This window comes from Rhodococcus sp. JVH1, from assembly GCF_000280725.2.
Lineage (GTDB): Bacteria > Actinomycetota > Actinomycetes > Mycobacteriales > Mycobacteriaceae > Rhodococcus_F > Rhodococcus_F jostii_A.
Genome location: NZ_CP166290.1, coordinates 836806 through 856677 on the forward strand (window position 1 = coordinate 836806; position 19872 = coordinate 856677).

At 64.2% G+C, this 19872-nt stretch carries 20 protein-coding genes and 3 pseudogenes; 11 read left to right on the forward strand and 12 right to left on the reverse strand.

Annotated features, from left to right (window positions below):
• Positions 1 to 283: 283 nt before the first annotated feature.
• A complete protein-coding gene (locus tag JVH1_RS41415) occupies positions 284 to 1444 on the reverse strand; it encodes a globin domain-containing protein (RefSeq protein ID WP_043779682.1) in 1161 nt (386 codons plus the stop codon).
• Between the two features lie 853 nt (positions 1445 to 2297).
• On the opposite strand from JVH1_RS41415, the gene JVH1_RS41420 reads away from it, so the two are divergent.
• The 8 genes and pseudogenes from JVH1_RS41420 to JVH1_RS41455 all read left to right on the forward strand — a co-directional run.
• Positions 2298 to 2711, forward strand: coding sequence for a hypothetical protein (locus JVH1_RS41420; protein ID WP_009760372.1), 414 nt, complete (start codon positions 2298 to 2300; stop codon positions 2709 to 2711).
• Positions 2712 to 2816: 105 nt separating this feature from the next.
• On the forward strand, positions 2817 to 3272 hold the full coding sequence (locus tag JVH1_RS41425; protein WP_009760373.1) for a hypothetical protein: 456 nt from the start codon (positions 2817 to 2819) through the stop codon (positions 3270 to 3272).
• 47 nt (positions 3273 to 3319) lie between these two features.
• Positions 3320 to 3916 carry a hypothetical protein gene (locus JVH1_RS41430; RefSeq protein WP_237735175.1) on the forward strand — a complete coding sequence of 199 codons (597 nt, stop codon included), beginning with the start codon at positions 3320 to 3322 and terminating at the stop codon, positions 3914 to 3916.
• Between the two features lie 10 nt (positions 3917 to 3926).
• Positions 3927 to 4460, forward strand: coding sequence for a hypothetical protein (locus JVH1_RS41435; RefSeq protein WP_009760375.1), 534 nt, complete (start codon positions 3927 to 3929; stop codon positions 4458 to 4460).
• Between the two features lie 52 nt (positions 4461 to 4512).
• Complete coding sequence (locus JVH1_RS41440; protein ID WP_043779684.1) at positions 4513 to 5217, forward strand: hypothetical protein; 705 nt, start codon at positions 4513 to 4515, stop codon at positions 5215 to 5217.
• Positions 5217 to 5864 (forward strand): hypothetical protein, encoded by a 648-nt coding sequence (locus tag JVH1_RS41445; protein ID WP_043779685.1) that lies wholly within the window; start codon positions 5217 to 5219, stop codon positions 5862 to 5864. The genes JVH1_RS41440 and JVH1_RS41445 overlap by 1 nt, the downstream gene beginning before the upstream one ends.
• A gap of 54 nt (positions 5865 to 5918) precedes the next feature.
• A complete protein-coding gene (locus JVH1_RS41450) occupies positions 5919 to 6443 on the forward strand; it encodes a hypothetical protein (RefSeq protein WP_043779688.1) in 525 nt (174 codons plus the stop codon).
• A 171-nt stretch (positions 6444 to 6614) separates the two neighbouring features.
• Positions 6615 to 6962 (forward strand): annotated as a pseudogene (locus JVH1_RS41455) (transposase); the annotation flags it as partial.
• Positions 6963 to 6981: 19 nt separating this feature from the next.
• Here the strand turns inward: JVH1_RS41455 and JVH1_RS41460 are convergent.
• Positions 6982 to 8207 (reverse strand): annotated as a pseudogene (locus JVH1_RS41460) (IS110 family transposase).
• Between the two features lie 249 nt (positions 8208 to 8456).
• On the opposite strand from JVH1_RS41460, the pseudogene JVH1_RS41465 reads away from it, so the two are divergent.
• A pseudogene (locus tag JVH1_RS41465) lies at positions 8457 to 8918 on the forward strand (IS5 family transposase); the annotation flags it as partial.
• 36 nt (positions 8919 to 8954) lie between these two features.
• On the opposite strand, the gene JVH1_RS41470 reads toward JVH1_RS41465, so the two are convergent.
• The 3 genes from JVH1_RS41470 to JVH1_RS41480 form a co-directional block, all read right to left on the reverse strand.
• A complete protein-coding gene (locus JVH1_RS41470; RefSeq protein WP_009760380.1) occupies positions 8955 to 9878 on the reverse strand; it encodes a phytanoyl-CoA dioxygenase family protein in 924 nt (307 codons plus the stop codon).
• 245 nt (positions 9879 to 10123) lie between these two features.
• Positions 10124 to 10900, reverse strand: a complete 777-nt coding sequence (locus JVH1_RS41475; protein WP_009760381.1) for an enoyl-CoA hydratase — start codon at positions 10898 to 10900, stop codon at positions 10124 to 10126.
• Between the two features lie 295 nt (positions 10901 to 11195).
• Positions 11196 to 11339, reverse strand: coding sequence for a hypothetical protein (locus JVH1_RS41480; protein WP_009760382.1), 144 nt, complete (start codon positions 11337 to 11339; stop codon positions 11196 to 11198).
• 303 nt (positions 11340 to 11642) lie between these two features.
• Between JVH1_RS41480 and JVH1_RS41485 the strand changes: the two genes are divergently transcribed.
• Complete coding sequence (locus JVH1_RS41485; protein WP_237735176.1) at positions 11643 to 12125, forward strand: hypothetical protein; 483 nt, start codon at positions 11643 to 11645, stop codon at positions 12123 to 12125.
• Positions 12126 to 12262: 137 nt separating this feature from the next.
• Complete coding sequence (locus tag JVH1_RS41490; protein WP_257016439.1) at positions 12263 to 12385, forward strand: hypothetical protein; 123 nt, start codon at positions 12263 to 12265, stop codon at positions 12383 to 12385.
• A 312-nt stretch (positions 12386 to 12697) separates the two neighbouring features.
• On the opposite strand, the gene JVH1_RS41495 is transcribed toward JVH1_RS41490, so the two are convergent.
• The 7 genes from JVH1_RS41495 to isoF form a co-directional block, all read right to left on the reverse strand.
• A complete protein-coding gene (locus tag JVH1_RS41495; protein WP_009760387.1) occupies positions 12698 to 13744 on the reverse strand; it encodes a hypothetical protein in 1047 nt (348 codons plus the stop codon).
• Positions 13745 to 13889: 145 nt separating this feature from the next.
• On the reverse strand, positions 13890 to 14894 hold the full coding sequence (locus tag JVH1_RS41500) for an AraC family transcriptional regulator (RefSeq protein ID WP_009760388.1): 1005 nt from the start codon (positions 14892 to 14894) through the stop codon (positions 13890 to 13892).
• 41 nt (positions 14895 to 14935) lie between these two features.
• A complete protein-coding gene (locus tag JVH1_RS41505; protein ID WP_371113170.1) occupies positions 14936 to 15724 on the reverse strand; it encodes an FAD-dependent oxidoreductase in 789 nt (262 codons plus the stop codon).
• Positions 15721 to 16368 (reverse strand): FAD/NAD(P)-binding oxidoreductase, encoded by a 648-nt coding sequence (locus JVH1_RS41510; protein ID WP_009760390.1) that lies wholly within the window; start codon positions 16366 to 16368, stop codon positions 15721 to 15723. The genes JVH1_RS41505 and JVH1_RS41510 overlap by 4 nt, the downstream gene beginning before the upstream one ends.
• Positions 16365 to 17414 carry a glutathione synthase gene (gshB, locus tag JVH1_RS41515; protein ID WP_083849765.1) on the reverse strand — a complete coding sequence of 350 codons (1050 nt, stop codon included), beginning with the start codon at positions 17412 to 17414 and terminating at the stop codon, positions 16365 to 16367. The genes JVH1_RS41510 and gshB overlap by 4 nt, the downstream gene beginning before the upstream one ends.
• Positions 17411 to 18793, reverse strand: a complete 1383-nt coding sequence (locus JVH1_RS41520; protein ID WP_009760392.1) for an aldehyde dehydrogenase family protein — start codon at positions 18791 to 18793, stop codon at positions 17411 to 17413. Before JVH1_RS41520 ends, gshB begins: the two co-directional genes overlap by 4 nt.
• 35 nt (positions 18794 to 18828) lie before the next feature.
• Complete coding sequence (gene isoF, locus JVH1_RS41525; protein WP_009760393.1) at positions 18829 to 19866, reverse strand: isoprene monooxygenase reductase; 1038 nt, start codon at positions 19864 to 19866, stop codon at positions 18829 to 18831.
• Between the last annotated feature and the right edge of the window lie 6 nt (positions 19867 to 19872).

Consider the following 19872-nt stretch of genomic DNA (forward strand, 5'->3'; position numbering starts at 1 on the left):
GCTGACGGACGGTGTGGTGGTAGAGGAGGAAGATGAGGTGCCGCGGCGCTCAGTTGCGGGAGGGCGGCATCGAGGATTTCGGCAGTGACGACCCTGAACTACACCCGGGTGCGTGACGACCGCCTTGTCGGTCGAACAAGAAGCGTGCCTCGGCAGGTGTCGAGGATCAGGAAGACGACGTCGAGGGTGAGGGAAGACATCTCGGAGACCGCGGACGAGCTCGCGGTCTCAGCGGTGAGATCCGCGCATCGTGGCGATTTCAAAGATTTGGCGGCGTCGGCGCTCAGTACAGCGGGTCATGGCGAATGTTGCAGGAATCGACTCCGGCGGCCATCAATCGATAGTTGGTTGTCTGGACCATTGACGGTGATCCCACGACTTCGATGTCGTGGTCGGTCCAGTCCGCGTATTCGGCGACCACACGGCTGATCTGGCCGGTCAGTGGATCGTGCACCCCGCCCGAGGTGTGCGACGTTCTGGAGACCCACCACGGATTGTCGCTGTACTCGGTTACCGGGATGACGGTCAGCTGCGGATTCGTCCGCGTCAATGCCCACAGCATGTCGAGGTCGTACAGGTCACAGGGGTAGGTGCCGCCGACAAACAGATGCGTCCGAGGGTGGCCGTCGAGCTGTGCGGTGTCCATCAACTGCGCTCGCAAAGGAGCGATTCCGGTTCCTTCACCGATCATCAGCCGACTTCGGCGAGGTTCTCGCCACATACCGAGAGAACCGAGTGGTGATCCGATCAGCCAGGTGTCGCCGATCTGTGAGTCTCCTACGATCGCGGGACTCACCCAGCCACCGGATACTCGTCGGACATGGAACTCGACGATCCGGTCCGGTGTGGGTGGCGTTGCCAACGACAGGTAGCGCCACATCCTCGGACGGCTGGGTACCTGCACGCTGACATACTGTCCCGGTTCATACGACATCGTGTGGTCGAGTTCCAGACGCACGATGGCGAGGTCGTCGAGTACTCGGCGGTGTTCGATCACCATGCCCACACGTGTCGGGGGTCCTTCGTCGGAGTTGGCGGCCTCGGTCATGATCGAGGCGATAAGTGCGATCGTCAGACGCCACGCGTGGTCCGTCTCGTCGGTCCAGAGTTCGGGTCCGGCAAGGTTGGCCAGCGCGGCGACGAGTGCCTCGCCGACGGCGGTGTAGTGCTCCTCTGTGACTCCGTATTTGCGGTGATCTCGTCCGAGTTGGGCTAGCAGCGGGAGTACGGATTCCGGCGTCTCGAGTTGGTCGATGACGTAGCTGATCGCCCGCATCAGCCGATCGCGTTGCGTGTCCATGGCTGCCGGGAAGTGCTGGCGGGTCTCGGGATGAGTGGCAAACAGAATGGCGTAGAAGGAACGTGCGAACTTGTCCTCGCCTTCAGGGATCGCTCCGATAGATTTGAAGCTTGATCGGACCAGTGAAATCATCAGGGGATCCACGACAATCGGTGCCCTTTGTCTTCGTTCGGAATGGTGCGTGATGTCGTCCCCACTTCCCCCGGACGAGTTCACGCTGATCGTGGTGACGTGAGCGGTGTGCCAGGGCTGAGCGAGTGCCGATGATGCTGAAGTCTGAACCCCTCATGCGGTCGACACCGCCGTGGCTGCGAAAAGGGACATTGCGCAACATCTCCGGAGAACCGCAGGACAAGTGGCCTTCAGTCGGCGCCGGCGACGGCGATCAGCACCGAGGACATCGTCAATCTCACCTCATCGATAGGCCGGATGGATCCTGCCGGGTTCCGTTTCGCGGACGTAGTCGGCTCTATCCGGGTGTTTCCCTCGGATTACACACCTGGTGAGGCGTTCGCGGGCCCGCGGTGGTGATTACGGGTCGAATGCGAAACGAATCAGCAGGATCCCAAAACCAATTGACGACCGCAGCGATCAGCCGCTCGGGTATGCGACTGGCTGCGGCCCGCCGCACGTGTCACGGCGCGGCATGGAGGGCCGATCAGGCTCATGACACGAGCTCGAATCTGTGGATTGAAACACGGCGCTTCTTCGTTGGCTGGTGACGAATCGGCAGGCACGAATGTGTTCCCGAAGTGCGGGTAGTCCGGTGATGGCCCCGATCGGGGCGCCCGTCAATAATCCTTCATGTCGCAAAAGCAGGCAGGAATCAGTAATTGACGAGTGAAAAATCAATGCCTACGGTAATTGCGGATGTGAGCGGTGTCACTCGGCGATGTCGTGGCGAGATGTGAGCTAGTACCGAGGCGCCCTCCAGTCTAATGAAATGTGCATCTGCACAGTTCTTTTGAGACAGAGTGACTGAACAGGAGTCGAACCGATGACCGACAAGCTGAAGTTTTTCTCGCAGGAGTGGTGTGAACTGGCGCTCGAGGCTGTCAACGCGAACGCGGAGGTGTACAAGGGGTTCAAGGACCCCGATTCGTTCACCAATCGCATGGAATTCGGCACCATCGGTAAAGACGATGTGGCCTGCCATATCGAGTGGGAGAAGGCCAAGATCGTCTCCTGGACGATCCGCAAGTTCGACGAGAGCGACCTGTGGTTGAAGATCAACGGGACCCTCGAGACGTGGCAGCGCGCGGCCGAGGGCGACGCCGAGGGCGGAAAACTGCTGCTGGCCGGAAAGGTCAAGTTCGCCAAGGGGCCGATGTCGGCGGCCATCGAGAATGCTGGAGCCTTCAACAATTTCCTGTTGTCGTGGGGTCAGGTGCCCACGGACTGGGACGTGTGACCCACTAACAAACGGCCCGTGTGGGACTCGCGTGTTCTCCAGGCGAGTCCCGCGCAGGGGCCGATATGACATATCGCTGACCCCTGCTGTGAAAGGCCATGATCGATGACCACTGTTGAATCCGAGACATACCCGGTCACTCTGTACGACGGGGACGACGCGAACGGCGTCGCCAGCATCGTCGGGATGCTGATCGGGCAGAACGTCGAGAACTTCCCGTCCCGAGTCAAGTTCGCACGTAAGATCTCCCGGCCGGTGTCGATCTACAGCACCGACACCGACAGCGCCTGCACGATCGTGTTCGGCACCGACGAGGCAATTGTCTACAACGACATCGTGGGTCGGCCGAGCGTCACCATCAGTGCCAGCGTGGACCAGATCCTCGACGTTTCACAGTTGCCGATGAAAGCCGGCGGGTTGATCCCGGTGGGCTTCTTCACCAACCGTGGGATGAAGGTGCTCGGCGGAATCCTCACGCACAAGCTCGTGGTGAAGGGTCTTCTCACACACACGCTGACGGCGTTGCGCACCATTGCGCTGGTCTCGGTTGTCGAGTCATGACGGCGATTTCGAGCCGGAACCGGCACACCCTCGATAGCGAGGCCACCATGCCGATCGCATCTCCCGATGAGATCGCACCGGACGGATTCGCCGATACGCCGCGGCGCGCCTCGACCACAACGAATGTGGCGCGCGTGCTCCTGGTTCTCGCGCTGATTCCGGTGGGTGCGTTATACCTGTATCCCCGGATCTACGACTTGACGGCCACCCCGTACCGCCTCGACCAGGCCGTGGTGTCCGCCGGCAACTACAACCCGGCCCTGGATCAGATTGTCGAGCACGAGAAGGTCACGCTGGCCGCGTTCGACGCGCTCGACAAGATGAAGGCATCACTGGCGAGTGTGTTGACCACCGATGCGGCGGTGACGGCGGAACTGAACACCCTCACCGGACAAATCACCGGCGACGTGCAGAAGACCCTCGACCTCGCCGGCTCGAACGTGACCGATCTCGTCGCCTCACTCGACACATTGACCGAGCACATCAGCTCACTCCAGCCGCCGGTCGACGGCGCCACCGCGGCCCTGACCGACGACCGCGCCACCTTGGACGCCATCCTCACCGACGCACGATCCACCGCCGCGAAGGTCCACAGCGCCCGCTTGTCGGCGGAAGAATCCGCCAACGACCTGTCTGGAAAGTAGGAGAAGTACCTTGATTTTCTTCGGACGCCGCGGCGGACCGGCGCGCCTGGTCCTGTCGATCGTCGCGGTCGGGGTTCTCGGCCTGCTCGCCTTCGTCGTGTTCAACCTGAACACCCGACTCGACAACCAGCAGAAGGCCAACGAAACGAGCATCACCGCCTCCCAGGGCATCGTCGACGTCAACGACCGACTGACCAATCAGCTCCAGCAGCTGACTGAACTCACCCACACCGCGCAAACCGCGCTCGATGCCACCGCCGCACTCGGGCCGCTGCTGACCAAACTGGATGAAGCGATCACCCCGGCCGCGCAGATGCTTGCCAGCAGCACCGACGGCGCACAGCTGACGAACGAGCAGCTGACCAACATCCAGGGCATCCTCGGCGAGGTCCAGAACACCGTGCTCCCGCTCGTGTCATCCGCGGAAGCGTTCGGCGACCAGGGGCGGCAGCTACTGGCCATCGTTCAGGGCCTCGTCAGCGACCTGCAAGGTTCGGTCGCGGCCGCGCAGACCATCAACCAGATGCTTCCGCTCCCGGGCTGAACCCACCTTCTCTGCCCCGACCGATCTGTACCTACTCTCGACTGGACGTGACATGCAGCAGGGCACCGACTTACCGCCAGAGGCGTACCCCCGCCGAGGCCTGGCCGGACTTCAGCGACTCGATATCCCGGCATCGGCGCTGCCATACCGAAAGGGCGTACTGCCCCACCGGTTGGACATACCCACCACTGCGACACCGAGTTCCACCGGGTTCGCCGTAGCCACCGAATGGATGGGCCGCCTCGCCGCGGTCCTGGCCGTTGTCCTGTTCGGGCTGGTGTTGGCGGCCATCCACAAGGGTCAGCTCGTGCAGGACAGTGCACGCACGATCGTGGATAACTTCCGGCTGACCAACGACTACTTCGCCCAACGGGCAGACCTCACCGCCCCGGCCACGGCACACAAGCAACTCGACGAGCTGGCGGGGGTGTTGGCCCAGCTCAACGCCGCAACCGCCGCCGACATCGATCACCTGGCCGCGCTGCTGCCGGACGCACGGGCGTTGCTCGCCGCCGGGCAAGGCGACACCGCGATCGCCGGACAGCTCGAGACCGTCGCCACCACGCTGCAGGGTTTCGCGGCTTCGCTGCATCAAATCTCGGCGGACGCGAACACCACCGTCAGCGACGTGAACAACGAGCTCACCACGGCGATCGATCTCGTGAACGCACTCAACGCGGAGCTGACGCGGACGACGAACAAACTCGCGCTGATTCCCGAACAGGGAGCCTTCATTCCAGCACCGGGAGGGAACTGATGATCACCAAAAAGGCATGGCTCGGGGTAGTGCTCGGGCTGGGGCTCGCGCCCGCCGCGCTGCTCTGCGCCGTCAACGGGTTCCTTCCCGGACTCGACGACGTCGTCGACCCCCTGGGACGACCGTCGCAGCTGAGCCTCGAGGTCATCGATTCCGCCGGCCAGTTCGACACTCTCACCGGCATCCTCGTCCCCAAACACGCCCAGCTCGCCGGAGACATCCAGGCGTTGGACCCGCTGGCCAACGACCTGGAAGGCCTGACCACCAAGGCCGGAGAGCTGACGGGGCAAGCCAAGACACTCAATGCCTCCACCGGCACCGTCAGCACGATCGCGGAGCCCCTGCCGGGCCTGGTCGCGAACGTGACCGACCGCGCCAACCAAGCGAGCCCGACGGTGGCGGGACTGTCGACCGCCGTCGGCTCGGTCACCACCCAACTCGAGGCCATCAACACCGGACTGACCACGATCGAAGGCACCCTGGGAACGCTCGGCCCCAAGGCCACCGCCATCGCCGCGACCCTCGCGAACGTCGAGGAAGAAGCCCGGCACATCCAGGAACTCGGACCGCTGCTCGCGGTAGTCGGTCCCCCGGTCAACTCCCTGAACCTCCCCCCTCTCGGCGTCGCGACCACCCCCACCCCGTAACGCTCGGACTGGTCAGGAAATGACACGGAACGAGTGAAAGGCAGAACACACACCATGTTTCGGCTCTCCTGGGCGATTGCCCTGGCATTCACCATCGCACTCCTATGCGGCATCCTCATCGTCACACGAGACTTGAGCATCACCAACGACATCTTCAAAGACGGTGTCAATCAAGCGAAAACCGTTGACAAGACCACCAACGACGCACTGTCCGGGGCGAAGGAATTGCCTCCCGCCAACGCCGCCATCAACCAAGGCCTTCCAGAAGTCATCGGGGTGCTCGACTCCCTCACCCGCGCTGACCAGACCCTCGGGGATCTCGGCACCCAACTCCAGGCGCTCGGTGACGCCCTGAAATCCGCGGACGCCCCACTCGGCGGCATCATCGACGCAGGTGCATCTGCAACCGATCAGGCAAATGCCGCCGCCGTTCCAGCGGAGCAGATCGTGCATACCCTCGCCGACGCGGACGCGAAAGTCCAAGCCCTGGCCCCCTTGTTGGACCGATCACTCGCCCTCGGGCAAACGATCGACCAGAAACTGCGGATCGCGCTGATCCTGCCGGTCATCGGAAACTGACACGACACCGATACAGATGAGCGACACGACCTCGGATACTCCGGGCAATAGAGAGCCGGAGTATCCGAGGCGATGTGGATCTGGGATTGATGCCTCGGTCCACATGTGGTCGGGAGTGGCTAAGAGCGTGTCTCATGTGGATGAAGTGATACGTGGGACATAATGTGACGCGTGGTAGATGAGTTGTCACTGAGGTTGGTTCCGGATGCGCTGTGGGAGATGGTCGAACCGTTGATTCCGCCTTTTGTCGCCCGGCCGCAGGGAGGTGGCAGTGCGCCGGCCGATGACCGGGCGGTGTTCACCGCGATCGTGTATGTGCTCACCAGCGGATGCGCGTGGCGGCACCTGCCGCCCTCGTTCGGAGTGACCGTGCCGACCGCGCATCGACGGTTCAGTGCCTGGGTGCGGGATGGGGTGTTCGAGAAACTGCATCGCGAGGTGCTCGATCGGCTCGGTAGCGCGGGTGAACTCGACTGGACGGCAGCGATCCTGGATGCGGCAAGCGTTCGGGCGAAAAGACATCCCAGGAGCTTGGGTGTCAAGCAGCAGCCTTCTCGACGTGATGCGACCAGGCCGTCGTTTCGTCGTAGTGGGTGCGGGTCTTGAGGCATCCGTGCAGGATGCCGACGAGCCGGTTGGCCAGCTGCCGCAGGGCAGGGCCGTGGTCGAGACCTCGGGCGCGTTGTTTGTCGTAGTAGGCACGAGCGCCGGGAGAAGCGTGTAGGGCCGAGAACGCTTGCGAGTTCAGCGCATCGACGAGCCGATCGCCCAAGGACGAACCGGGCCGCGACGACCTTCTTCTTGCCGGAGGCTCGGGTGATCGGACTGGTGGCGGCGTAGTTCTTGCGAGCCTTCGCGGTGGCATACCGTTCCGGGTCGTCGCCGAACTCCCCGAGCACCCGGGGACCGAGCGACCATCCGAGCCCCGGCTGGGACAGGATGATCTCAGCGTCCGGGTGCCGGCCAAAATGGGCATCGACCTGCCCTTGCAATGCTCTGATCTCCGCGTTCAGCGTCGACAGAACCGCTACGGCGGAGCGGGTGGTGGCCGCGTAGGCGGCGGTGATCACCGCCGCCCTGCCCAGCTGCTCACCTCGCAGGGCTGCCTGGATCCGATCGGTCTTGGTCTCGATGTCGCGGCGGCGGGCGTTCCGTAGCGCCGCGGTGATCTGCCCGCGTGTCAGTCGCGCCGCCGAGGCCGGGTCCGGCGCCTTCCCGAGCAGCTCGAGGACATCGGCGGCATCGAGGTCGTCGAACGCCTCCAATGCGGCCGGGAAGTACTCGCGCAGCGCGTGCCGCAGTCGCTGGGTCTGGCGGGTGCGTTCGAAAGATCAGGGTCTTGTGGGCCCGGGCGAGGACCTTGACTGCCTCGGCCTCGGCGCTGTCGCCGGCCACCGGCCGCAGCTGGTGGGAATCGGTGCGGACCATGTCGGCCAGCATGTGTGCGTCGGCGGCGTCGCTCTTGGCGCCCGAGACACCGCTGCGCTCTCGAAAGCGAGCTGCCTGCAACGGATTCACCGCGAACACTGTGTAGCCGGCGGCCACCAACGCCGCCACCCACGGGCCGCGGTCGGTCTCGATTCCGATCGCCACCTCGGACTCGTCGACATCGTCGCCGAGTTGGTCGCCGACCATCGCGTGCAACCGTGCGATCCCGGCCACTCCTTCCGGAAGCCGGGCCTTGCTGAGCCTGCGCCCGGCCGGGTCCATCAGCTCGACATCGTGGTGCTCTTCCGACCAGTCATCTCCGACGAACAACTGCATTGAGACTCCTCCCATCGTCCTCGACTTCGACCACATTCGGGCAGCGTGCGGAAGAACCATCAGCGCCCTAATGAAGCAGTGCTCACGCCGGAGCGGGCACGACATCCCATCAGCGATTCCGTTCTCCCGGCGGACGGGCAGGGGCACGCTCTTTTTCAGGACTCCAGGTCCAGGGGGGAAGAGTGCTCACCTGCCCGCCGCTACCGGTGACGAGTCTGCCGCATGAGCGGACTCGCTGGCTCTCATTAGGGGGGATCACTGACCGGCCCCAGCCCGGTCGACCGCGGCAAGAAGGGATCGAAGATCCACGTTCTGTCCGAAACGAATGGAATCCCACTGGTCGTGGGTGTGACCGGGGCGAACACCCACGACAGCACGATGCTGCAACCGATGGTGGCAGCGATTCCGGCAACGAAGTCAAGGCGCGGACCCCGCCGACGCAAACCGGGAAAGCTTCGCGCCGACAAGGGCTACGACTACGACATTCACCGACGGTGGCTGCGCGAACGAGGCATCGTCCCGAGGATCGCCCGCCGCGGCATCGAGCGAAACGATCGCCTCGGCCGGTACCGGTGGAAGATCGAACGCACCATCGCCTGGCTCACCGGCTACCGGCGCATGACCATTCGCTACGAACGCCACGGCGAACACTTCGCCGGCTTTCTCCACCTCGCCGCGGCACTCACCTGCTTCAAGAAGCTGCCCACATGAGACACGCTCTAAGCCACCGCCCGGGGGCGTGATCAGCTACCGCTTCGCGGGAGACGGCCGGTGGTGCCGGAACCTCTCAGTCATGGCGCGGGGGTTCTGCCACACAACGGGGAACATGTCGCCGCTGATCTGTGAGCCGGGGGTCATCGGAGGGACAGAGAACCCGCCGATGCTGGCAATATGGTCGAAGCTGGTGCCCGGCCTCGGATCCCAGACGACTTGGTCGCCGGCGAAGATCGTTGTTACGGCACGGCGGGGGCGACTGGAATGGTTGGCGGGCGATCCGTGGACGGTCTTGGGATGGTGCAGTAGCGCATCGCCCGGCTCGGCGTCACCGATGAACCATTCATGGCGGTCGTAGTCGGCGGAGAAATCGGGTAGTTCGGGGTAGGGCGAACGCTGATAGACGGCAGCAACCTCAGGATTGCCGCTGAAACTGCGGGGTCGGTAGACCGGACCGAGGTGTGAGCCTTTCAGGTAGTGAACGGCACCGTTGTCGGTCGTGACGGTGTCGAGCGGGACCCAGATACGGAAGTACTGATCGCCGTCGATAGGCAGATAGGCGTAGTCCTGGTGGAAGGGCGCACCCTGGGCCGACCCCGGCTCCTGCGCGAACACCTGGTCGTAGAAGAACCGTAGCGACCTCACTGCAGGATGGATTTGGCGGGCAATGTTCTTGGTCGGTCCGCACAGAGCCCAGGCGTCGAACGCCGAGTCGACGAAGCGAGGAAAGGCCTGGGAGAAGAAGCGAGGCTGACCCGGGGTCGTGTAGTTCTGAGAGGTGGCGTGAACGTCGGTCATCAGCCGATCCACCGCGGTCCGGAGGTAGTCGATCCACGACGCAGCGATTACGGCCTTGAGACGAGTAACTCCATTGGCAGCGAAATCCGCCCGCTCCTCGTCGGTGATCTCGCGGAGCAGTCCCTCTGTGGGGTGGTCGATATGATGCTGGGGGGTCATTGGCATTCCTTTGCAGGTGGTGACCGCGGCAGCGCGGCGGGAGGTCCTTCTGATTACACAGAGGCGGAGCAGGGTGGCGGTGGACGTCCGGGTGATCATCGTGAGAATCTGCAACGAGTCAGCAGAATCGTTGTGCCCGCCGGGCCGCGGGTGGACCTGGTAGCGCAGGAGCGCAGTGAGGGACCCACCTGCAGCGCGATGAATGGCCGGGCGGGGTGGAGGCGCGACAGCGGCCCCGTCGGCACTCAGCGGTGGGTGAAGGTCGGTGCGCGTTTCTCGATGAACGCGGACATGCCTTCCTTCTGATCGTCGAGTCCGAACGTCGAATGGAAAGCCCTCCGTTCGTAGCGCAATCCCTCGCCGAGAGTGGTCTCGAAGGAACGATCGACTGCTTCCTTCGCCAGCATCGCGACCGGTAACGACATCGATGCGATCGCCTCGGCGATACTCTGCGCCTCGCCGAGCAGTTGCTCGGCGGGAACGATACGGCTGACCAGTCCGGCGCGCTCGGCCTCCGCCGCGTCCATAGTGCGTCCGGTCAGTAGTAGGTCCATGGCCTTGGCCTTGCCGATTGCCCGCGTAAGGCGCTGTGAGCCACCGAGACCGGGGATCACGCCCAAGGTGACCTCGGGCTGGCCGAATCTCGCGGTATCAGCGGCGATGACCAAGTCGCACATCATCGCCACCTCGCAGCCGCCGCCGAGCGCATATCCGGCTACGGCAGCGATGGTCGGCTTACGTACCGCTGCCAACCGTTCCCAACCTGCGAGAAAGTCGCTGGCGAACACATCGATGTAGGTTCGGGGACGCATCTCCTTGATGTCGGCGCCGGCCGCGAAAGCCCGCTCCGAGCCGGTCAGGATGATGGCTCCGATCCCGGCGTCGTTCTCCAGGTCGTCGAGCGCGGTGATGACGTCCGCGAGCATCGCAGTGTTGAGGGCGTTGAGCGCCTTGGTCCGGTTCAGTGTGACCGTACCGACCCGCCCGGTACGCTCGACCAGGATCGTGTCGAACTCGTTCACCGCTGTTCCTTTCGGTCCCATCTTGATTGTGGCCTGTGTTGAGCTTGTGAAAATGCCGATGTCATAGCGGTCAGAAGCCGCGGCGCTCCGTCATCCTGTGTTGTTTGGAACGGTGGCAGAGTGCGTCCACGCGCGCTCCGTGCAGGGGGCCGCCGAATCCTGCACAGCAGCATGCCGGCGGCCCGGGCCGGGCCGGGCCGGTGAAGTGTGCCAGGAGGTCAGCCGCGGCTCCGGACTGCGGGCAGAGAAACCGGAACTCATGCGGCCAACTACTGGCAGCTCCGGTGCGGCTTGGTCATCGGGCGGTGAGCACCGCCGCAACACCTACCGCCGCTGCGATCACGATCACCGACCAGAGGATCAGATCCCACAGTCGGCATTGTGATCCGGGCTCGTCCCCGCGGATGGCTGGCGCCACCAACTCCGATTGTCTTTTCATTCGTACACACCTCACGACCCGTCGACTGGTCCGGACCGGAAGCCGCATGACGCAGCAGTGCGCCCTGGGGTCTGGTTGGCATGGTCCGGTACTGCATCCGACCGGCCGGGCGTCCTGATTGCTGTGCCAGTTCTGCTCGGCTAACATCTGCCTGGCAGGAAACCTTTCACTACTAAGAAAGTCTATACGGTGAATAATTGACTAGCGATCTTTTCACTCCTATGATTATGTGATCCACAACACAATGTTGGGATCGGGTGCAGGCCCGGCAGGACGATCGGATGCACAGAAGAGGCGCGACCAATGGACGCGACAGACGAATTTTTCAGCTGGACCTCACGGCGAACCGTCATCGGGGCGGGGCATCGAGCCTCGACAACGTCGGGACTGCGACGGGTCCAAGGTGATACGGCGGGAGATCTGCCACAGCGCGGCCTGGACGTCAGACTCGTGGTTGCCGGGCGCCACTGCCGATTGATTACCTTCACCCATGACGGCGACGACTACGTCGTAGTGATCATCGGTTCGGTACGCGGCCGACGCGACGTGCCCATCCGGGCGGTCGACGAGGAATCGTTACTGGTAGATGCGAGCCGGAGTGCAACGTCAGCGGAAATACTGATCGGGATCCCGATCGATCCGAGGACCGCCAATCCCGAGCGGTGCCGCGAACGAATGCTGGCTTCCCAGTTGTGCCAAGGCGGCCCGATCCGGCAGATGCTCAGTGTGACGGGGGTTCACTCGGTTCTGGTGCCGATGCTGGCGCCCGCCAATCACGCGGCGTAACCCCCTGTCCGTCCCGGTGAGGGCCCATGGCAATGCCCATGCCTGCTTCGGCGAATCACCGGGTCGGCACGCCGCGGGGAGAGCGCCGTGCAGCAACTAACACACATGGTCCCATTGGGGACAGAGAGCAGACTTTCGTGCCATTCTTGGAGAAGTTCTTCACCGCGATTCTCACTCTGACCGGCGCCACCTTCGGCGGCTGGCCTCTGGACGACGACGAGGATTCAGAGGCCGGCACACTCTGGTGGGAACAGGAATGATCGAGCCGAGCTGGGCTATGCAGCTGGCGCAGTAGTACATATAGCCGACTGCGGCAGAGACCGTGGATCCACCGGAGCTCCGGTGGATCCACGGTGTAGCGAGCGTTCAGTATTCGAGACCCTCGACATCGCATTCCTCGGTGTGTGCGGCGTCTGAGTGGTCGTCGGTCTGGGATCTCTTGTCGAGGGCTGACCGGGCAGCGCACGCACTTCCACCACGCACGCCAGCCCTCGCCCGCGTGGGCACCGCATGGGGTGGGGGTGAGTGCACTAGAGCACTCACCCCACTCCCGCGGCCGATCGCACCACCTTTCAGGAGACGGCGAGCGAACTTTCGCGGGGCCTCGGCTGGGGGGAACGATTTGGCTCACGCAAAGCCAGCCCGAGCACGCCGGCGGCCACCAAGACCGCGCCCGGAACAAGGAACCACAGGGTCAGGGTGGTCGTCGCCGTGTGGGAGGTGGGAATACTGGATGCCAATTGGAAGCTCCCGACGTTCCCTTCGATGCCGCCGACAAGTCCCTGGAAGCGGGGGAGCACGGTGTTGAGCGCTCCGACGCCGGTGGCCACGTCGGGGTAATTCTGCGACATGAAGTTCTGGAACTGAGCCGTGTCCATCTTCAAGGCTCCCGCGAGCGCTGGGAGTGTCTGCTCCTGCAATTGATCGGACATGTCTTGAATGACGTTCATGTCGGCGCGCACGGCGGCCGCGCCTTCGCCGGTGAAGACCGTAGCGAACGCTCCAGTGAGCTCATCGGTGGCGTGCGCCTTCTGCGGAACGGACAGCAGGAGGGGGGCAATGATGAAGACCGCGCCGACAGTCGTGGCTGTGAGCAGCGCTGCACGTGCAAGAGATGTCCGCCGCTGGTCGCCTCGGATCAGTGCTCCACCGGCTACCAGGAACAGGACCGCTCCCGGAACGTAGAACAGAAACGGCACCGTCGCGCTGGGCAGAAAGTTTGTCGGTATCTGATCAGCGCTGCGGAAGTTCGGCGCCTGTGTCTCCAAACCGGCGACCAGCGCCTGGAACTTGGGCAGGATCGTGTCGAGCTGACCGACACCGTGGGTGACCTGTGGAAAGTTCTCGCCCATGTAACTCTGGAACTGGTCGGGTGTCATCGCCAGCGCGCCGGGGAGGGCCGGCAGTGTTTCGGTCTGGAGTTGATCGGCCATCGCCTGGATCGTGTCCATGTCGGTGCGCGTCTGGGATAACGCCGTCGGTTCGAAACTGGTCCGCAGGCTACCCGTGAGCTCTTCCACACCTTGGGTCTTCTGCAGCATGCTGGAAACGAGGGGAAAGAGGAACAGCATCAAACCTACTGCGGCTACCACCCCCAGAACGATCTTCTTCGCCGGCATTGTCGATCTCCCATTCCTTGAGTTCAGCTCCGCAGCAACCCTTTTAGTTCGGAAGTCTGCCCAGATTCAGTGCCGTACAGATTGCGTCGTATGAGATGCGTCGCGGCGTCAAATCGGCCGTACGATATCCGCCGGCCTTCGCGTATCAGTTGCCTGCCGGGAAGTGCACTATTTCTGCTGTTCTCGCGTGGGTGCCGTCCTGACGGTCGAGGGCCTCCAGCGCAGCGCAGGAGTACTTCCCGTTCGCATATTCGCGGGGTGTGACCGCGTACCGGCGCTTGAACTCTGTAATGAAGTGGGACGCGCTCGAATAGCCCACGGCGCGTGCAACTTCGCTCACACTGATGCCGGAACGGGAGATGAGCATGCGTCGAGCAGCGTCCAGCCGCTCGGATTTGAGGAACTGGTAGGGACTCACGCCGATCGTCGCACGGAAGGTATGCGCAAATGCCGACTCACTCAGCTGAACCTCCCGCGCGATGTCACTCACACTCATCGATTCAGTGAGGTGAGACCTGATGTACTCGATCGCCGCCCGCGTAGGATCCACGTCGGACTCGCGTGAAGCAACCTCGAGCGGATCCTGACAGCTGACGATCTGCAGAAGGCGATACACGATCTCCTGCAAACAGATCGGTGCTAGCACTCGCTCGTCCAACTCGCCATCGAGTGCATGAAGGAACCGGAGAACCGAGTGGAGTAGTCGCGCATCGACACCGAAGGTGCCGCTGCACTGATTGCCGCCCGCACGGCCACGCCGGGCCATCGGCACCGCCGCGGCATCGCTGACCAAGACATCCGTCGAGATGCGGCGAATGATCGCCGCGTCGATCTGCAGAAACATCGCGAGGAAGGGATGGTCGGCGGAGGCCGCGACTACTTCGATCGCGGGGCACAGACGGTCCGTGAAGACGACTCCCTCGAGTGGGCCGCATCCGTGCGCGGTGCGATCGATGTCCACGGACAGTCGCCCCTGGGCGACGAGACCGAAGGTGACGCCATGGGCCGGCTCCCACGAATACGGACCCGGCTCCTCGAACCGGCAGACGGTCACCCCTGGCCGCGCCTCGCGGGCCCCGATCCCACCGGCCCAACAGTTCAGTTCGACGAGCAGGTCTTCCATCGGCATCGGCTCAGGCACACTGTCCACAACTGCGCCTTTCGTCCCGAAGCGGTGCTGGTTCGGCGCGGTCACATCCGATCCGACAATCGGCGGGCGGCGAGCTGAATCGCTTCCCACACCGTGGCGAACGGTGGGGCATACGAGAGATCCATCGCGGCAAGGTCGTCGACGCTCATCTCGCCCCACAGCACCGCGGCGGCAGTGTCGATCCTCTTGGCTGACTGCGCCCCGCCCACGATCTGCACACCGAGCATCCGGCGCGTACGACGGTCGGCGATGATCTTGGTGGCGATCGGTGATCGCTCCGGCATATATCCACTCGCCGTGCCGCCGACAGTGACCAGAGACTCCACGTCGTACCCCGCCTCGGTCGCCTCCCGAGTACCGAGGCCTGTACGGGCGACCTCCACGTGAGTGCCGGCGGACACGAACCGGGTAATGGCGGTGCCCAGAACACCAGGGAACTCGTGCGATCCGCCAACCGTGTTGTACCCGCAGATACGACCCTGCTTGTTCGCGTGGGTGCCCAGGGGTGCAAGGACGTACTTCCCCCGGATTCGGTCGATGACCTCGCAGCAGTCCCCGGCCGCCCATACGCCTTTGGCGACCTCTTGTCGCTCGTTGGGCAAGTAGCCGCCGCGTTCGCCGATGGGCAATCCCGCGGCCACGCCGAGTTCGGTGGCCGGGTGCACACCGAGTCCGAGGACGACGACGTCGGTGGGGTAGACCTGTCCGTTGCTGCCGGTGACCGACCGAACGTGGCCGTCGATGCTGTCGATGTCGATATCGGCGACCGTGGTGTTCGTGACGACGTCAACTCCGCCGGCTTGGACGGTTTCGCGCACCCTCTCACTCATATATCGCTGTCGAGGCTGCTCATCACAGCACTGCGCGTCAGGAGGGTGGTGCTGAATCCGCGTTGCACCATCGCCTCGGCCATTTCGACGCCGATGTACCCGCCGCCCACCACCACCGCGCGGCGGCGGATGGCTATTCCATCGCGTGACCGGCGAGAGACGAGATCGAGCCAGTGCCGGGCATGATCGAGATCCTTGACCGGGTGCACGCCTCCCACCAGCTCACCCCCGTCGGTCACCGCCCACTCCGGGATGATCGGATGGGCACCGGTGGCGAGGACAAGCTTGTCGAATCGAACAACTTCCTCCTCACCTCCGGCGTTGTGGGCGTAGGTGACCGTGCGAGTATCGAGGTCGATCTGTGTTGCGGTGACGTTCATCCGGAGGTCCACCCCCATCGCCCGATGCTTCTCGGGCGTGCGAGCGCTCAATTCGTCGGTCGTGCCGACCGTCCCGGACACCAGGTACGGGATTCCGCAGGCAGAATACGAGGTGTCGGAGGTCTTCTCGAGCGCGATCACGTCGACGTCGCGTCCCGCGGCTTTCGCGCTGCGCAGCGCCTGATGGGCCGCGCTCATACCCGCGGCGTCGGCGCCGATGACGACGATCTGCTCGCGCTGTTTCGGTGGGACCGCCGTGCTCATCGCATCTCCGTCATGGTTGTGCACCGTGCAACCGCCCATTCGATCGTGTCGGCTGCCAGGTGGGTTCCGCTGAGCGCATCGATCTCGCGGATTCCTGTGGGGCTGGTGACATTCACTTCGGTGAGCCTGTCTCCGATGATGTCGATTCCGACGAACACGAGTCCGCGCCTGACGAGCTCGGGTCCGAGTGTGTTGCAGATGTCACGATCGCGGGCGGTCACGGTGTCGCGCACGACGCGTGCACCGGTGGCCATGTTGCACCGGAATTCGTCGCCGGCGCCACCGGTCTCGACGATGCGGCGGACGGATCCGATCGGTTTTCCGTCGAGGACGATCACGCGACGGTCTCCCGCTGTCTCCGCCTCCGGAATGTACTGCTGGACGACCACGTGCTGGCCACCGCGGACGGTGGCGGTGTCGAGTATCGAGTGCAGGTTCGGGTCATGCGGTCGCAGGAGCATGATGCCACGGCCCGCCATTTCGTCGGTGGGTTTGAGAACTGCTGTGCCCCAAGAATGTACGGCTTCGACTATTTCGTCTCTGTCCGCGGAGACGAGGGTGGGGGGACCCAGTTCGGGCATCCGCAGGGCGAACAACTTCTCGTTCGCGTCGCGGAGCCCGGCAGGGGAATTGATCAGCAGCGTCGTGGTGGGATCGACCATGTCGAGGATGAAGGTGGCTCGAAGGTAGTTGCTGTCGACCGGAGGGTCGGTCCGCATGAAGATTGCCGATACCTCGTCGAGAGGGAGGCGGCGGGGTGCGCCACTGGTGTACCAGTCGGTGTCGGCGATCCACTTGTCTTCGCTCAAGACCGCCGGGCGTAACGTCACCTCCCGGCAACGGGCGAATGCGCGCCCTCGATCGATGCCGAGCTCGCCGATCGTCGTGGTCAACACGCGATGGCCGGCCAACTGCGCTTCCTCCATCAAGGCGATGGTGGTGTCGTGCGCGGGTGCCAGCCCGTCAAGGGGATCGGTGATGAACACGAAGTCCAACCGAAGTCCGGACCGGGCCTGCGGGTCGTCGAGCACCGGCGGCCCGCTCATGACGCCACCTCGCCGGTAGTGCGATGCGCCGACTCCCCTGTCCATGCGGCCGGTACCAGGCCGCCGTACATGGCACTTTGCGGTCCCTGTTCGCGGGCGGCGACACCGAACCGGGTGCGGTCGTCGGCGGAGTCGTCCCCCCAGATCGATGCGTAGCCGTCACGATGGCGCCGAGCGTCGAATACCCTGTCGAGGTCGGCGAGGGTGTCCCAATGGACGATGGTGAGCACGGGTCCCAGTGGTTCACGGGAGTGGGCCAGTGCCTTTGCCGCGGCCTTTGACGTCGCGTCGCCGAGGTCGATGACCGTGGTGGGCAGCCGCCACCCCATTCGATGCCTGATGTCATCGGGAATCGTTCCCCCCAGCAGTACTCGCCCGCCGCCGGCGTCCAACTCGTCGATCCGGTCGAAGGCCCGCCGCCGGATGGGTTCGCTGGGCAGGGGAGCGGCACGATTGTTGAAGAGGGTCAGCTGGCCGAGAACCGCGGCGATGGCATTCTTGGCGACGTCCCGGTGCACCGCGACGGTGTGCAGACCGAATGGTCCGCCCGCGTTGTGGACCCGAACCGCTTCCGCGATGGCGGAGGCCATCGTCGCGAATTTGTCTTGTCCGAGCCCGGGGTAGATGATCGCGGCGTTGCCGCCGCCGGTCAGGGTCCGCAGGGGCACGTGTGTCCGGCGTTCAGCTCGGCTGGCCCGGCTCAGGGTGGACTCGTTCGCCCGCACGTGCAGCGTCTTCAGTGCGGTACTACTGATGAGCGCCGCGCCCACGTCGACGCCGGTGCCCTGCACGATATTGAGAACGCCGGCGGGAAATCCCAGCCGGTCTGCGATGAACGCGACCGCCACCGGTGACAGGGGACCGCGCAGCGACGGCTTGACCACTACGGTGTTTCCGGCGGCCAGTGCCGGGAAAACATTCAGGAGCATCTCCGAGAACGGTGCCCCCCAGGACAATACGTGCCCGGAGATGCCTGCGGGTGTGGGCCGTGGGTGCAGGACCTCCCGGGTGAGGATCGCGCGAGCGATCCTCAATGTCGATTCGATAGTGGCGAGGGAATCGGCGTACCCGAGACCTGTCTCGGTCGACTGCAGGCGCGCCAGCTCGGGTGCCGCCTCGGCGAGCCGGTGCAGCAACAGAGCCAACAGCTGGTCCCGGGTGTGTAGCTCGGACCATGGTCCCGACAGCGCGTCACCGGCGGCCGAGATCGCCCGGTCGACGTCGAATCGCGACGAGAGGGGCACAACCGCGGTGATCGTGCTGTCGGAGGGGTTCCGGATCTCGTACTCGTAAGGCGCGGCCGGAAACACCCACCTTCCGTCGATGAGGTTACGTGCGTAGTGCTCATCGGTCGGTAGTTCGATGGTTTCCAGCAACATGATGGATCCTTCCGAGTTCGAGAGGGGTACTGCGTTCAGGCGATGAAACGGTCGAAGAACAGCCGGTCCGCGGAGGCCCCACGCTCGCGCACCAGCGCTCGCAACGCCGCGTCGACCAGTCCGGCAGGGCCGGCGAGATAGATGTCGTGATCACTGAGATCGGTCCAGTCTTCGGCGACGTGGTCGATCACCCGCCCTACCCGGGAATCGTCAAACACGTCCCATCCCGCTGGCTCGTTGCCAGCGAGGTCGGGATCTTCGACCGAGACGGCGACACGGGCACCCAGTTCGTTCAAGCGGGCGAGCCGGTCGAGGAGAACGATGTCCCCGGCCATACGTGCACCGATGTACAGGTCCACCCGCCGCGCCCGGTTCTCGACGAGAAGTTCCTCGGTGATCGCGAGGATCGGTGCCAGCCCGGTGCCGCCCGCAATACACACCGCCGGACGCTCGGACCCCGGTTGTGCGTATGCACGCCCGTACGGTCCTTCGACGAGGATTTCCTCGCCCACCTGGACCTTTTCGAAGAGCCAACTCGATGCCGCGCCGCCGGGCTTGGCGCGGATGATGAATTCCACGGTGGTGGAGCCGGCACCGTCGGCGGGGTGCGCCATCGAGTAGGCCCGCCGAACCCCGTCCGGTGATTCCAGGAGCATGAACTGCCCTGGCAGGAAGTCGATGGGTGAGCTGAAGTCGAGGGTGAACAGAGCGGTGTCGGGGGTCAGCGCTTCCCGGCCCAGGAGTCGGGCAGTCACACGCTCGGGCACTGCCTCTCGGCTCACCGTCGGCCCGTCAAGTATCGGTGCCTTGACTGTGCAGTTGGCCGTGGGAATCGACTGGCACATCAGGATCCGATTGCCGCGTCGGCGATCACGTTCGGAGAGTCCCGCGGCGTCGGGCCAGAGGGTCTTGACCTCCCCGTCCACGAGTTGCGCGCGGCAACTGCCGCATCCACCGCTGGCGCATTCGTAGGGCAGGGCCAGTCCGGCCCGGAGGCCGGCCCGAAGAAGTGTCTCTTCGGGCCCGCACGTCACCGGTCCCTCGTACCCACTGAAGTTCACTGTGACAGTCATGGTCTC

Excerpts from the sequence above, each read along its gene's own strand:
- JVH1_RS41420 (WP_009760372.1), top strand. The coding sequence starts at position 2,298 with ATGACCGACAAGCTGAAGTTTTTCTCGCAGGAGTGGTGTGAACTGGCG.
- JVH1_RS41425 (WP_009760373.1), top strand. The coding sequence starts at position 2,817 with ATGACCACTGTTGAATCCGAGACATACCCGGTCACTCTGTACGACGGG.
- JVH1_RS41430 (WP_237735175.1), top strand. The coding sequence starts at position 3,320 with ATGCCGATCGCATCTCCCGATGAGATCGCACCGGACGGATTCGCCGAT.
- JVH1_RS41440 (WP_043779684.1), top strand. The coding sequence starts at position 4,513 with ATGCAGCAGGGCACCGACTTACCGCCAGAGGCGTACCCCCGCCGAGGC.
- JVH1_RS41445 (WP_043779685.1), top strand. The coding sequence starts at position 5,217 with ATGATCACCAAAAAGGCATGGCTCGGGGTAGTGCTCGGGCTGGGGCTC.
- JVH1_RS41450 (WP_043779688.1), top strand. The coding sequence starts at position 5,919 with ATGTTTCGGCTCTCCTGGGCGATTGCCCTGGCATTCACCATCGCACTC.
- JVH1_RS41470 (WP_009760380.1), bottom strand. The coding sequence starts at position 9,878 with ATGACCCCCCAGCATCATATCGACCACCCCACAGAGGGACTGCTCCGC.
- JVH1_RS41480 (WP_009760382.1), bottom strand. The coding sequence starts at position 11,339 with ATGAAAAGACAATCGGAGTTGGTGGCGCCAGCCATCCGCGGGGACGAG.
- JVH1_RS41485 (WP_237735176.1), top strand. The coding sequence starts at position 11,643 with ATGGACGCGACAGACGAATTTTTCAGCTGGACCTCACGGCGAACCGTC.
- JVH1_RS41495 (WP_009760387.1), bottom strand. The coding sequence starts at position 13,744 with ATGCCGGCGAAGAAGATCGTTCTGGGGGTGGTAGCCGCAGTAGGTTTG.
- JVH1_RS41505 (WP_371113170.1), bottom strand. The coding sequence starts at position 15,724 with ATGAGTGAGAGGGTGCGCGAAACCGTCCAAGCCGGCGGAGTTGACGTC.
- JVH1_RS41510 (WP_009760390.1), bottom strand. The coding sequence starts at position 16,368 with ATGAGCACGGCGGTCCCACCGAAACAGCGCGAGCAGATCGTCGTCATC.
- gshB (WP_083849765.1), bottom strand. The coding sequence starts at position 17,414 with ATGAGCGGGCCGCCGGTGCTCGACGACCCGCAGGCCCGGTCCGGACTT.
- JVH1_RS41520 (WP_009760392.1), bottom strand. The coding sequence starts at position 18,793 with ATGTTGCTGGAAACCATCGAACTACCGACCGATGAGCACTACGCACGT.
- isoF (WP_009760393.1), bottom strand. The coding sequence starts at position 19,866 with ATGACTGTCACAGTGAACTTCAGTGGGTACGAGGGACCGGTGACGTGC.